This is a genomic window from Actinoplanes derwentensis (genome assembly GCF_900104725.1).
GTDB lineage: Bacteria > Actinomycetota > Actinomycetes > Mycobacteriales > Micromonosporaceae > Actinoplanes > Actinoplanes derwentensis.
The window spans coordinates 1,070,900-1,083,361 of record NZ_LT629758.1 but is presented as its reverse complement, the minus strand read 5'-3'; the positions used below and the strand labels follow the sequence as shown (position 1 = coordinate 1,083,361).

General features: G+C 72.1%; 9 protein-coding genes. 3 read left to right on the top strand and 6 right to left on the bottom strand.

From position 1 onward, the window contains the following. The first annotated feature begins 63 nt into the window (after positions 1-63). Complete coding sequence (locus BLU81_RS04750) at positions 64-552, top strand: CAP domain-containing protein (RefSeq protein WP_231954166.1); 489 nt, start codon at positions 64-66, stop codon at positions 550-552. Between the two features lie 17 nt (positions 553-569). Here the strand turns inward: BLU81_RS04750 and BLU81_RS04745 are convergent, their stop codons facing one another. Both BLU81_RS04745 and BLU81_RS04740 read right to left on the bottom strand, forming a co-directional pair. Then, positions 570-3,419 (bottom strand): poly(A) polymerase, encoded by a 2,850-nt coding sequence (locus BLU81_RS04745; RefSeq protein ID WP_092541964.1) that lies wholly within the window; start codon positions 3,417-3,419, stop codon positions 570-572. Between the two features lie 50 nt (positions 3,420-3,469). Continuing rightward, positions 3,470-3,799 (bottom strand): STAS domain-containing protein, encoded by a 330-nt coding sequence (locus tag BLU81_RS04740; RefSeq protein ID WP_092541962.1) that lies wholly within the window; start codon positions 3,797-3,799, stop codon positions 3,470-3,472. Positions 3,800-3,960: 161 nt separating this feature from the next. On the opposite strand from BLU81_RS04740, the gene BLU81_RS04735 reads away from it, so the two are divergent. Beyond that, positions 3,961-5,265 carry a lipase family protein gene (locus tag BLU81_RS04735; protein WP_092541960.1) on the top strand — a complete coding sequence of 435 codons (1,305 nt, stop codon included), beginning with the start codon at positions 3,961-3,963 and terminating at the stop codon, positions 5,263-5,265. A gap of 190 nt (positions 5,266-5,455) precedes the next feature. Here the strand turns inward: BLU81_RS04735 and BLU81_RS04730 are convergent, their stop codons facing one another. Continuing rightward, positions 5,456-5,932 (bottom strand): hypothetical protein, encoded by a 477-nt coding sequence (locus BLU81_RS04730; RefSeq protein ID WP_092541958.1) that lies wholly within the window; start codon positions 5,930-5,932, stop codon positions 5,456-5,458. 194 nt (positions 5,933-6,126) lie between these two features. On the opposite strand from BLU81_RS04730, the gene BLU81_RS04725 reads away from it, so the two are divergent. Then, entirely contained in the window at positions 6,127-6,357 is a 231-nt protein-coding gene (locus BLU81_RS04725; protein WP_092541956.1) for a hypothetical protein, read from the top strand. Between the two features lie 182 nt (positions 6,358-6,539). Here BLU81_RS04725 and BLU81_RS04720 read toward each other — a convergent pair whose 3' ends face one another. Genes BLU81_RS04720 through BLU81_RS04710 form a run of 3 tightly spaced genes read right to left on the bottom strand, consistent with a single transcriptional unit; the run spans position 6,540 to position 12,447 of the window. Next, positions 6,540-7,169: a DUF6461 domain-containing protein gene (locus BLU81_RS04720; protein WP_092541954.1), complete on the bottom strand. Its 630-nt coding sequence runs from the start codon at positions 7,167-7,169 to the stop codon at positions 6,540-6,542. A 50-nt stretch (positions 7,170-7,219) separates the two neighbouring features. Continuing rightward, positions 7,220-8,563 carry a M1 family metallopeptidase gene (locus tag BLU81_RS04715; RefSeq protein ID WP_092556592.1) on the bottom strand — a complete coding sequence of 448 codons (1,344 nt, stop codon included), beginning with the start codon at positions 8,561-8,563 and terminating at the stop codon, positions 7,220-7,222. After that, positions 8,560-12,447: a Pls/PosA family non-ribosomal peptide synthetase gene (locus BLU81_RS04710; protein ID WP_092541952.1), complete on the bottom strand. Its 3,888-nt coding sequence runs from the start codon at positions 12,445-12,447 to the stop codon at positions 8,560-8,562. Before BLU81_RS04710 ends, BLU81_RS04715 begins: the two co-directional genes overlap by 4 nt. Positions 12,448-12,462: the final 15 nt, after the last annotated feature.

Genomic DNA, 12,462 nt, shown 5'->3' with positions numbered 1-12,462 from the left:
CCGGACCGAAGTCATCAGTGTGCCCGCAACGCCGCGAGCACGACCCGAACAAAGGACGACTTCTTGCGCCAGATCCTTCGCCGCCTCGCCGTGACCGCCCTCCTCGCCCCGGTCGCCGCACTCGGCGCCGCCACGATGACCGCGAACCCGGCCAACGCCGCGAAGGCCTCCGCGCAGGCACTCGAAACCCAGGTCAACAAGCTCGTCAACGCCGAGCGCGTCAAGCACGGCTGCAGCTCCCTGAAGGTCAACACCCAGATCACCAAGGCCGCCCGCGCCCACAGCGCCTACATGGCCCAGACCGGCAAGTTCTCCCACACCGGCAAGAACAACTCCCGCTTCTCCACCCGGATCAAGAACGCCGGCTACACCAAGCCGTCGGCCGAGAACATCGCCTGGGGCTACCAGACCGCGTCGGCCGTCGTCGACGGCTGGATGAAGAGCCCCGGCCACCGCACCAACATCCTCAACTGCAAGTCCAAGACCACCGGCATCGGCATCGCCCGCGCCGCCAACGGCGCCCCCTACTACACCCAGGACTTCGGCTACTGAAGCTCGCTGAGCAACCGTCAGTACAGCGTCGGCACCGCCGCTCCGTCCACGATCTCGGCGCGGACTCCCGGTAGGCCGGTGGCCCAGCCGGACAGGACCGAGTCGTCACCGGGGTGGCGGCCGAGGCCGACCGCGTACTCACGCCGGGCATGTCCGATTTTGAACGGTCGTGGCCACGCGTGCGCATCGGTGACACCGGCCTCTTCCAGGGCGGTCAGCAGGGCACGGATCCGTCCGCGGAACCGGCCGATGGTCTCCTCGAACGGCTCGCCGGTCACCGCGTCCACGGTCAGCACCACCCAGGTTCGGTGCCGCCGGTGTGGTGGGGTCGCCGGCTGGCCCTCCCACGACTGGTACAGCTCCTGGGTCAGCAGGTCCCGCAGGCCCGCGCCGACCTGACCGGTGCAGCTGCGGACCGGGAAGGACGGGGTCAAGACCGTCAGCGGGTACGCCCCCGGAGGCGCTGTGCCGATCCCGTCGAGCGTGACCGTTTCAGCCCAGTCCCAGGCCGCCCAGGTGCCGAAGAAGTGTCGCAGCAGCTCATCCGGAGGCAGGTCACCGGCGTCGCGGGCGGTCCGGGCCGCGAGCACCACCCACGCCAGGCCCGGCAGTCCACCGAACGGTGCCGAATCCAGGCCCCGCACCCGTGCCCAGGCTTTCACCGAGCGCGCCAGGCCGGTGAACCCGGGCACCTCGGCCGTAGCCGCCAGTACCGCTTCGGCGTCCGCCACCGCACTCAGCGCGACGGCCGGCGCCTCGTCGAGTTCCGCCCGCCGAGCCACCGTGGCAGCCACCGGCAGCCCGCCGGAGTCGACGGTGACCAGGTCGACGTCGAGACCACCACGGGACAATCGCAGGCCGGGTACGCGAGCACCGATCACCTGCCGCACCGACCAGCCATCGACGGCGAGTCGTCGCCGCAGATCCACCGCCCCGGGGAACACGGCCACCAGGTCGAGGTCGGCACCGGGCAGCTCACAGCCGAGACGCCGCGACCCGACGAGGTGAACGGCAGCCTCGGGCAGCGCCGCCCGCAGTCCACCGAGAACCCCGGTGGTGCCGATCGCGACCGGCTCCGGCCCGTCCGGTTCGGGCAGCCAGCGCAGTGCACCGGCGCCCAGCAGCAGTTCCGCCCGTGGCCGCATCGGCTCGTCACCACGACGCGACAGCAGCGTAAGCCGGTCCACCGTCGCCGCCATCGGTTGCAGCCGACCGGCAATGGTCGCGGCGACCCGATCCGATGTCCGGTGCGAGGTGTGGCCCCCTGCGCGCCCCGATCCCGAATGTGGAGTGTCACTCCCGGCCCGACCCGATCCCGGGTGCGGGGCGTCGCTCTCGGCACGGCCCAACGTCAGGTGTGGCGTGTAGCCCTCGGCCCGGCCACGGCACTGCGGGAACCGGCTCTGCAACGCCCGGTGCAGTGCCGCCCACGGTGCCGGGTCGGCGGCGGCCGGGTCGAGCCAGACCGTGGCGTCGGAGCGGTGCTCGAATGTCCGTACCCCCGCAATTGTCACTTCGAACGGGGAGACCTCGGCCGCCGCGCCTGCCAGATGTGCCGCCGCGTCCTCGAAATCGGCTTCCGGAAGGAAGCCGAAAAGCACGTTGACGTGCGGCGGCCACCTGTCGAACTGCGGGTCGAGCACCCGGCGCACCTCCTGAACCGGCGGCCACAGCCGTCCCGGCGGCAGCCACGCCACCGCGGTCCGAGCCGTCGGCCCCACGGCCGCAGCCGTCGCCGTCGGGTCCGCTCCCACCGCAAGATCAACGACCACACCGAAATGATCAGAAACGAACAACCCGCCGTCCGGTACGTCACCGAGCAGCCCCGCCGACGACACCGTCAGGTCCCCGCCCCGCAGCAGCACCCGATCCAGCCGCGACGCCCGGCCGGTCAGCGACCCGACGGCGGCGAGCGGGTTACGAACCGGGTCGAAGGTCGCGGTCCGGTCGTCCGGCCCGTGCGCTTCGAGCCACGCGTCACGCATCCCGAGCCGACGGGCCGGAGTGTCCCCACTGTCGTTGACGTCCCCGGCCACCACCACCGGCACGTCCAGTCCGGCCAGCCCGGTGGCGAGATCGGCCAGCTCAGCGGCCCGGCGCCCCGGACCGTCAGCGGCGTGATCACTGGTGAAATGAACCGCGGCCACCACGATCGGCCCGGCCACGGCGACCGGCCCACTCTCGGCGACCGGCCCGGCCACGGTGATTGCGGTGACCTGCTTGAACGGGCCCAGCACGTGCCGGCCCGCCTCCAGCACCGGAACCCGGCTGAGCAGCAGCACGCCACTGTCGTCGACGTCCTTACCGGCCGGATCGGTGCACAGCGTGTAGTTCCGGCGCACCCAGTCCGCCGCGAGCAGCCGTTCGAGGAGGTCGCGTTCCACTTCCTGCAGCGCGATCACGTCGGCGTCGGCGCGCTCCAGTGCGGCGATCAGAAGCGGGCGTCGCCGGGCGGTGTCGATCCGGTCGGCGTCGTAGCGGTCCCACAGTGTGTTCCAGGTGAGCACTCGCAGCGCGGTGGCCGGTGCGGCCGGGTTCGCCGTAGCCGGAACCCAGCCGCCGTCTTCGCACCAGGCGTGTGGGGTGCGCGCGGTGAAGAACGGGGCACCGAGCCGGCGCGGGACACGGACCCGGCCGGCGGCCGACGTGTCGAGCCGGTCCACGCCGGAGGCCCGGTCCCAGAGCCGTTCGCCGTCGGCCTCGATGAACAGCACCCGATGCCAGGGGATGTCGCCGCCGGGCACGAACGCGGGCAACGGCACCCGCTCGGCCTGCGGCCCGCGCACGTCGACGCCGAACACGAACCGGGCCGGATCGAGCCGGGGATCCCATCGCACCCGGTGATAGATCTCCGCACTGGTGCGCATCGGGCGACGGTAACGCCCGGGCCGGGCCGCCCGCACCCGGTTAAATCAGCTCACTCGGTGGGCAGCCCGAACACGTCGGACAGCCCGGTCACCTGGATCGCCTTGGCCACCGGCGGTGACGGGTTGACAAGTGTCACGGTGACGCCGGCCGCCGCGGCGGTGTTGCGGACACTGACCAGGGCACCCAGGGCGTACGAATCCATCAGGGTCACCTCGGAGACGTCGATCTGAAGAACCTGGTACGTGGACGCCTTGGCTGCCGCCGCCAGGTTGTCACGGACCTCGTCAGCGTCCCTGAGGTCCAGTTCCCCGGATAGCGCGGCACGCAGGGTGACGCCGTCGTTGCTGGTCTCGTACATGATCAAAGCGCTTCCGGACATGCGTCGACGGTAGCGGTGATCGGGCCGGCCCGCCCGCCGTGGCCCCTCTCCGGAGTGAGAACGCGGCCCCCTGTCAGTTCTCGGTTCCCCTCGTTACCGTCCGGTAACCGCGCGGTTTCCATAGACATCAGTAACTGACAATCCCCGTCAGTGGAGGGCCAATGTCACCGCGTACCCGCATGCCCGCAGTCGTTCTCGCTCTTCTCCTCAGCACCGCTGCGCTAGTCCCCGCTCAGCCCGCCCGGGCCGCCGTCACCATCCCCGCCTTCTACACCCCGCCGAACACCCTGCCCGCCGCCGACGGGGCGCTGATCCGCACCGAACCGCTGCCCCTGGCCCTGTCACTGCCCGGTATCAGCGGGCCACTGCCCGGCCGGGCCACCCGGATCATGTACAAGTCGACCGACTCCACCGGCGGGCCGGTCGCGATCACCGGCGCCTACCTCGAACCGGCCGCGCGCTGGACCGGCGGCGGCGCCCGCCCGCTGGTGGTGCTCGCGCCCGGCACGATGGGCCAGGGCGACCAGTGTTCCACCTCGCTCGCCCTGCAACGCGGCCTGATCGTGGGCACCGAGAACAACCAGACGACACTGTCGGTCGGCTACGAGGTCCTGGCCGTCTACCGGCTGCTGGCCAAAGGCATCGCGGTGGTCACCACCGACTACGCGGGGCTGGGCACCACCGACCGGGTGCACACCTACGTCAACCGGGTGGACTCGGGGCACGCCGTCCTCGACGCCGCCCGCGCGGCCCGGGCGCTGCCGGGCACCTCGGTCACCGCGGACTCCCGGGTCGGGCTCTACGGGTACAGCCAGGGCGGCGGGGCGGTCGCCGCGGCGGCCGAACTGCAGGCCACCTACGCTCCCGAGATCGCGGTGACCGCGGGCTACGCCGGGGCGCCGCCGGCCGATCTGACCGGTGTCGTCGCCGGAATCGACGGCAGCGAACTCGCCGGCGCCCTCGGTTGGTCGATCAACGGGTTCGCCCAGGCCGAACCGGAGCTGCGGCCGATCCTCGACGCCTACCTCACCGACGCCGGCCGGGCCGTCCTCACCAGGCTGTCCACCATGTGTGTCGGTGACGCGATCCTGTCCTACGCCGGCAAACGCAGCTCGGCCTGGACCCGTGACGGCAAGACCCTCGCCGCCGTCATCGCCGCCGAACCCGCCCTGAAAGCCTTCATCGACGACCAGACGATCGGCACCCGTAAACCGTCGGGTGTCATCCGGGTCGCCACCGGCGTCTTCGACAACCTGGTCCCGCACGCCCAGGCCCGCACGATGGCCGCCGACTGGTGCCGGCTCGGCGGCACCGTGGTCTACGACCCGATCGTGCTGCCGTGGACGGTCAGCCCGCTGCTCAACCATTTCGGCCCGCTGCTCACCGACCAGCCCACCGCCGTCGACTGGCTGACCCGCCGCCTGACCGGCACCCCCGCGACCTCGAACTGCGCGTCACTACGCTGATCCGCCCATGCCGCCACCTGGCATTTCGGGGGAAAATGCCAGGTGGCGCCGTGCGGGTGGGGCTCGCACGGTCACAAGGGACGTTCAGCGGCCTGATCTTGCTGCCGCATTTCAACGAACGTCAGTCGAACGTCAGTCGAACTCATGTCGATCCCGTGACGGTCCTCTGATCCGGCGACGGCTGGAACGGTCAGCGGTTGAAGGGCAGCGTCTGCAAGCCGGTGCGACCGCCGGTGGCCACCAGGCCGGTCTCGTCGATGCGCAGTTCGCCGTTCGGGCCACTCAGGTTGATCTGGCCGGAGTCGCCGGCCGGGATCACCCGCCAGGTCTGGGCGGCGTCGCCCTCTCGGCACGGCTGCAGGGCCAGCGGGACTCCGGAGGTGGCCGTCACGCACCAGCCGGTGCGCGCCACCGGCACGATGAGCACCCGGTCGGCGGCGCGCACCGGGGCCGGGGTCAGGGACATCTCGGTGGTGGCGTCGCGGGCCGTTCCGGTGAAGTCGACGACGTCGTCGGGACTGGCGGCCAGCCACAGGTCGATGCCGTCGTCGGCCACGTCGAGCAGGACGCCGGTCTCCAGGTCGACGCCGAGTTCCCGCAGCTTGGTGACGTCCGAGGTCACTCCGCCGGTCCAGGACGGCATCGCGGACGGCCGCGGGGCCCGCACTGAGGCTGATGGTGCCGGTGTCTCGGCCGGCAGGATCGGGCGGTCCGGGTTGGGGCCGCGGGTCAGGAAACCCAGGCCGGCGGCGGTGATCAGGACGGCGGTGAAGGCGGCGCCGGCGGCCCGCTTGCGGCGCCGCCGGTCGCCGCGGCGGCGGATCTCCGCGGAGGGTGCCAGGCCGGCGGTGTGCTGGAGGTGTGTCGACGCCGTTCTTGCTGATCGAGCGCCAGCGGTCCTGGCCGTCGTCCGCGACGTCGATCAGCACACTCTTCCCGACGTCGATGCCGAACCGATTCAACTGGCTCAGGTCCGAGACCGGCGCTTTGGTGACCTTCGGCTTAGCGGTCGCGGCGGTCGCCTTCAAGGAAGTGGCCGGGGCGGCCGGCACAGCGGCAGACGAAGCGGCCGGCGCGGCTGCGGGGAGATAAGCAGCCGGGGTGCCGTTGGCGCGGGCGGACAGGGTGGCGGCGCTCAGAACCGCGACAGCTCCGAAGACGAACGAACGCATGGGGGTGCTCCTTCAAGGGGGCGTGTCCTGCAATCGCCATGGACACGCCCCGTACGGAGCCCTGATTTCAGACCGACGGTAACGGAAAGATAACGGCTACGATCACTCGGTGGGGGTCACGCAGACATAGACCGCCTCGTGCAGCACCGACGGCCCGAGTCGCAGGCCGGTGAGGAAGTCCGCGAGCGCCAGGGAGGCCGCCGGATCGTGCGGCCCGGCCCGGTGCCCGCCCGCCTCCAGCACGAACCCGACCTCGGCCATGATCTGCACCAGCGAGTCGGCCTTCTCCCCGGTCCGCAGTCCGGCGTGCGCCGGGTCGAAGGCGAGCTGGACCGCCCCGTCCTGCATCCACAGGAAATGCGCCCCGCTCTGTTCGTTACCGTGCGCGACCAGGGTGGTGCCCCGGGAGAGCCGGACCGCGCCCTCCCGGCCGAGGAAGTCGCCACCCCACTCGACCAGCAGCACCCAGCCGGGCAGCTGGGTAACGGCGACGACCCGCTCGGTCTCCAGCCGTTCGAAGACCGGACCCAGGTCGCCGGGCAGTTCGGCGACGACCTCGGCCGGCAGCCCGTGCACGACCAGCGGACCCGGTACGGCCTGGGGGTTCTCGCCCCCGATGCGCTGGATCGCCTCGTCCAGCGTGAGTTCCCCGACCAGGGTCAGGCAGTAGGAGTCGGCGAACCGGGCGTACTGCTTACGAAACCAGTCGTAGCGTTCGGCGGTGGAGAGCATGCCTCCATCGTCGCCGGGCACACGTCGCCGGTGGCCGGATTGGGGAAAGTTCAGAGGATTCGGGGCAGCGGCGGCAGCGCGGGACGGTCCAGCCACGCGGTGAACAGGCCGTCGAGGGACCCGGTCGCATAACGGGCGGCGTGTTCGCGGAACTGGGTGGTCGTCACGGTCCGGTGCCGGTGTTCGGCGACCCACGTGCGCAGCAGCGCGAAGAACGCCTGCTCGCCGACGCTTGCGCGCAGGGCGTGCAGGGTCAGCGCGCCACGCTTGTAGACCAGCGGGTCGAACATCCGGTCGACACCCGGGTCGGCGACCACGACGTTCGCCGGGTGGGCCGCGAGCCAGGCGTGCCATCCGGTGGCGTGGGCGTTGGTCGAGGGGCCGCCGGAGGCGCCGGACCACAACCATTCGGCGTACGTCGCGAAGCCCTCGTTGAGCCAGATGTGCCGCCAGTCGGCGACGGTCAGACTGTTGCCGAACCACTGATGGGCGAGTTCGTGCGCGACCAGCCGCTCGTGCGTGCGCCGCCCGTCGAGGTGGTTGCGCCCGAAGACGGCCATGCCCTGTGCCTCGATCGGGTCGTCCAGATCGTCGTCGGCGACGACCACCATGTACTCCCGGAACGGGTACGGCCCGAACAGCCGCTGCATCACGTCCATGATCTCGCCGTGCCGGCCGAAGTCGTGCTGGAAGACGCGGCGCACCCGGGGCGTGATCGCGGCCCGCTGCGGCACTCCCCCGGTGGCCAGGTCGACCAGTTCGTAACGGCCGATCTGGACACTCATCAGGTACGGGGCGGTCGGCTCCTCCCGTTCGTACACCCAGGTGGTGGTGCCCGCCCCGCGGCTCTTGGACACCAGGTCACCGGTGACGAGCACGGTGTACGGCGTCGCCGTGGTCATCGTGACCAGGAAGGTGGCCTTGTCGTCGGGCCGGTCGTTGCACGGGAACCAGGACGCCGACCCGTTGGGCTGACTGGCCACCAGCACCCCGTCGCTGAGTTCGTCCCAGCCGATGTCACCCCAGCGGCCGGAGACGGGACCGGGTTTCCCGCCGTACCGGATCTCGGTCTTGAATGTCGCTCCGTAGCCGATCGGGCGCTCGGGTTTGATCCGGAGCTTGCCGGCCCGATGGTCGAATTTGGCCGGCCGCCCGTCCACCCGCACGTCTTTGACCTGCAGCCGGGCCAGGTCGAGGCTGAACCGGGACAGCGGCTGAACGGCCCGCGCGGTGACCACGGCCCGGCCGGCCAGCCGGTTCGACACCACCCGGTAGTCGAGTTCCAGGTCGTAGTGCAGAACCCGGTAGCCGCCGTTGCCGTTCTCCGGCAGGTACGGGTCGGTCGAACGGTCGGCGCCCGGGGCGGCGCCGACCGGCACGGCAGGTGGGGTCATACCCGGCGGGAGGCCGTCGCGGGCCAGGTCGCGACCGGGTTGCCGAGCCACCGGCTGTCGTCGGGCACGGCGTCACCGCGGGTGACGAGCGAGCCGGGACCCACGGTGGTCCGGGCGCCGATGCTCGCGCCGGGCAACACGATCCCGTGCGGGCCGAGTGTGGCGCCCGCGGCCAGAGTGACCTCATCCATACTCATGATCCGATCATGGAACAGGTGGGTCTGAACAACGCACCCCCGGTTCACAGTCGCGCCGGCGCCGAGACGAACCAGATCGAACTCCGGCAGCCACAGCGTCTCCAGCCAGACACCACGGCCGATCTTCGCGCCGAGCGTGCGCAGCCACAGGGTCAGCAGCGGGGTGCCGGCGGCGAACCGGAACAGCCACGGCGTCGCGAGCACCTCGACGAACGTGTCGGCCAGCTCGTTGCGCCAGACGAACGACGTCCACAGCGCGCGTTCCCCGGCCCGGAACCGGCCGACCAGCAGCCACTTGGCGGCGGTCGCGGTCAGCGCGCCGGTGATCGCGGCGGCGAACAGCACCGGCCCGGCGGCCAGCGCGGCCGCCCAGCCACCGGCGGTGTCCCAGATCAGCGTCAGTGCGGCCAGCACCAGGACGGCGAGGGCCCCGGCGAGGATCACCGGGACGACCCGGCACAGTTCGACCACGGCCCGGGCCACCTTGAGGCGGGCCGGCGGGTCGAAGGTGCGGCCGTTGTCGGCGGTCTCGACGATCCGGCGCAACGGCATCGGCGGGGCGCCCAGCCACGACGAGCCCTTCTTGGCCTTGTGCGGCGCCGACGACAGCACCCCGACGAGACCCCGTTTCGGCACCGACCGGCCGGGCGCGGCCATCCCGGAGTTGCCGAGGAACGCCTGCTTGCCGATCCGGGCCGGGGCGACCCGCAGCCACCCGTGGTCGAGTTCGTAGGTGGCGACCATGGTGTCGTCGGCCAGGAACGCGCCGTCGTCGACGGTGGTCATCGCCGGGACCGCTAGCACCGTGGAGATCTCCGTGCCCCGGCCCACCTTGGCGCCGAGCAGCCGCAGCCAGACCGGGGTGAACAGGCTGGAGTAGATCGGGAACAGCGCGACCCGGGCCATCCCCATCAGGTGCTCGGTGGTCCACACCTGCCACGCCACCCGCCCCTGAACCGGGTGGAACCCGGTCCGCAGGCCGATGCCCAGCAGCCGGACGGCGACCAGGACGAGCAGGGCGTAACCGGTCAGGTACGCGACGGCGGCGGCCGGAACCGCGATCAGCAGGCCGCCCCCGTTCAGCCCCCAGCCGAGCAGCGCGAGCGCGGGCAGCGCGGCCACCACCGGCAGCAGGGCCAGCAGCTGCGCGGTCAGGCTGTAGGCCGCCACCCAGGACCGGCTGCTCAGCCGGGACCGGGCCGGACGCTGCGACGGCCAGGTGGTGGCGCCCTTACCGGTGACGGGGACGGCCGGGGAACCGGCCCAGCTCTGGTTCGCCGGAACCGCGGCGGTCACGGTCGACCCGGCGGCGATCTTCGCGCCCTTGCCGACCCGGGCACCGGGCATCAGGGTGCTGCGCGCCCCGACCCGGCCACCGGCACCGACCCGGACCGTGCCGACCCGGACGACGTCACCGTCCACCCAGTAGCCGGAGAGGTCCACCTCCGGTTCGATGGCGGCACCACGGCCGAGTTTGAGCAGCCCGGTGACCGGGGGTGCCGAGTGCAGGTCGACGTCGCGGCCGAGGCGGGCGCCGAGCAGTTTCGCGTACGTGGTCATCCAGCCCGCCCCGCCGATACCGGTCGCACCGGTCAACTCGGCGAACCGTTCGGCGGCCCACAGCCGCAGGTGGACGCCACCGCCGCGGGGGTACTTCCCGGGGCCGACGCCGCGCAGCAGCAGCCGGGCCACACCGGCGGCCAGCAGCACCCGCCCCGGTGGGCTGAACAGCACGAGCCAGGACACCGCCAGCCACCACCAGGAGACCGTCGGCAGCAGCGCCGTCACCGTGCCCAGCGCGGCCAGCACCGTCAGCCAGCGCAGCCCGACCAGCGCCAGCATCGGCAGCATCAGCAGGAACTGCACCAGCCCGGCCCGCAGCGGAGTCGGCCGCACCGCGCGGCGGACCGTGGTCGCCGCGTCGAGGCCGTCGAGTACCGTCGCCATCTCGGCGAGGCGGGGGTTCTGGTAGATGTCGGCCACCGACACCTGCGGGTGGGTCCGCCGGATCCAGGCCACCAGCTGGGCCGCGGACAGGCTGCCGCCACCGCTGCTGAAGAAGTCGGCGCCGGCCTCGGCCGGGCGAACCCCGAGGATCTCCTCCCAGCCACTGGCCAGCCACTCTTCGGCCGTGGTCAGCTCGGCGTCGGCCGGGCCGGTGACGGCCAGCGGCCAGGGCAGGGCGGCCCGGTCGACCTTTCCGGACGTGCGGGTGGGCAGGTCGTCGATCACGGCCAGCAGCGGCACGAGCGCGGCCGGCAACTGTTCGCGGATGCGCGCGGTGGCGGCCGCGACGTCGAAGCCGGCGGCGTCGTGCGGCACCAGATAGCCGACCAGGAGCTGATTACCGGCGGCGGTACGTTTCACCGCGGCGGCCGCACCGGCCACTCCGGGCAGCGCCTGCAGGGCGGCGTCCACCTCGCCCAGCTCGATCCGGCGGCCGCCGAGTTTGACCTGCTCGTCGCCGCGGCCGAGGAACAGCAGGCCCTCGGCTTCGGCGCGGACCACGTCGCCGCTGCGGTAGGCGCGGGCCCAGTCCAGAGCGGGCAGCGGGGCGAACTTCTCGGCGTCCTTGGCCTCGTCCAGGTAGCGGGCCAGGCCCACACCACCGATGACCAGTTCACCGGTCTCACCCATGGTGACCGGTTGACCGGCCGCGTCGACGACGGCGAGTTCCCAGCCGGCCAGGGGCAGGCCGATCCGGACCGGGCCGTCACCGGTCAGCCGGGCGGCGCACGCCACCACGGTCGCCTCGGTCGGGCCGTAGGTGTTCCACAACTCGCGGCCTTCGACGGCCAGCCGTTCGGCGAGTTCGGGCGGGCAGGCCTCGCCGCCGAAGATCAGCAGCCGGACGTCCTCGAGGGCTTCGGCCGGCCAGAGCGCGGCCAGCGTCGGCACCGTGGACACCACGCTGATGCGCTGCTCGGCCAGCCACGGGCCCAGGTCGACACCGCTGCGGACCAGCGAACGCGCGGCCGGCACCAGGCAGGCGCCGTGCCGCCAGGCGAGCCACATCTCCTCGCAGGACGCGTCGAAGGCCACCGACAGGCCGGCCAGCACCCGGTCGGCCGGGCCGAGAGGTTCCACGTCGTCGTCGACCAGGAACAGCTGGGCCTCGGCGTCGACGAACGCGGCGGCGGCACCGTGCGAGACCGCCACCCCCTTCGGGGTGCCGGTGGAGCCGGAGGTGAAGATGATCCAGGCGTCGTCGGCGGTCTCCGGTCGGCCGGTCTCGCCGCCGGGGTCACGCCGGACCGACAGGCTCATGCCGTCCCCGAGCACCGCGCACACACGCGCTTCGGTGAACACGAGTTCGGCACGCTCGCCGGGATCGTCGGCGTCGACCGGCACGTACGCCGCCCCGGCCGCCAGCACGCCCAGGATCGCCAGGTAGAGGTCGGCCGTGCCGGAGGCGATCCGGATGCCGACCCGGTCGCCGGGGCCGATCCCGTGCCCGGTCAGGGTGGTGCGCAGCGTCTCGACCTCGGTGGCGAGCTGCCGGTAGGTGAGGGTGGCGGTGCCGGTGTCGATCGCGAGGGCGCCCGGGTGGGCCTGCACGGTGGCGTCGAGGATGTCGATCAGGGTGCGGCGGAGCGGGGCGGAGCTGGAGCGGAAAACCGCCGGAGCCTCGGGTGCGAGCGACAATTCAGGTAATTCGATCAGCTGCAGATCAGTCGTCACGGTCACTGAGCGCGCTCCACC

Bases quoted from the DNA above. Each gene is read 5' to 3' on its own strand.
- BLU81_RS04720 (WP_092541954.1), bottom strand. From the start codon at position 7,169: ATGCTCTCCACCGCCGAACGCTACGACTGGTTTCGTAAGCAGTACGCC.
- BLU81_RS04735 (WP_092541960.1), top strand. From the start codon at position 3,961: ATGTCACCGCGTACCCGCATGCCCGCAGTCGTTCTCGCTCTTCTCCTC.
- BLU81_RS04740 (WP_092541962.1), bottom strand. From the start codon at position 3,799: ATGTCCGGAAGCGCTTTGATCATGTACGAGACCAGCAACGACGGCGTC.
- BLU81_RS04715 (WP_092556592.1), bottom strand. From the start codon at position 8,563: ATGACCCCACCTGCCGTGCCGGTCGGCGCCGCCCCGGGCGCCGACCGT.
- BLU81_RS04745 (WP_092541964.1), bottom strand. From the start codon at position 3,419: ATGCGCACCAGTGCGGAGATCTATCACCGGGTGCGATGGGATCCCCGG.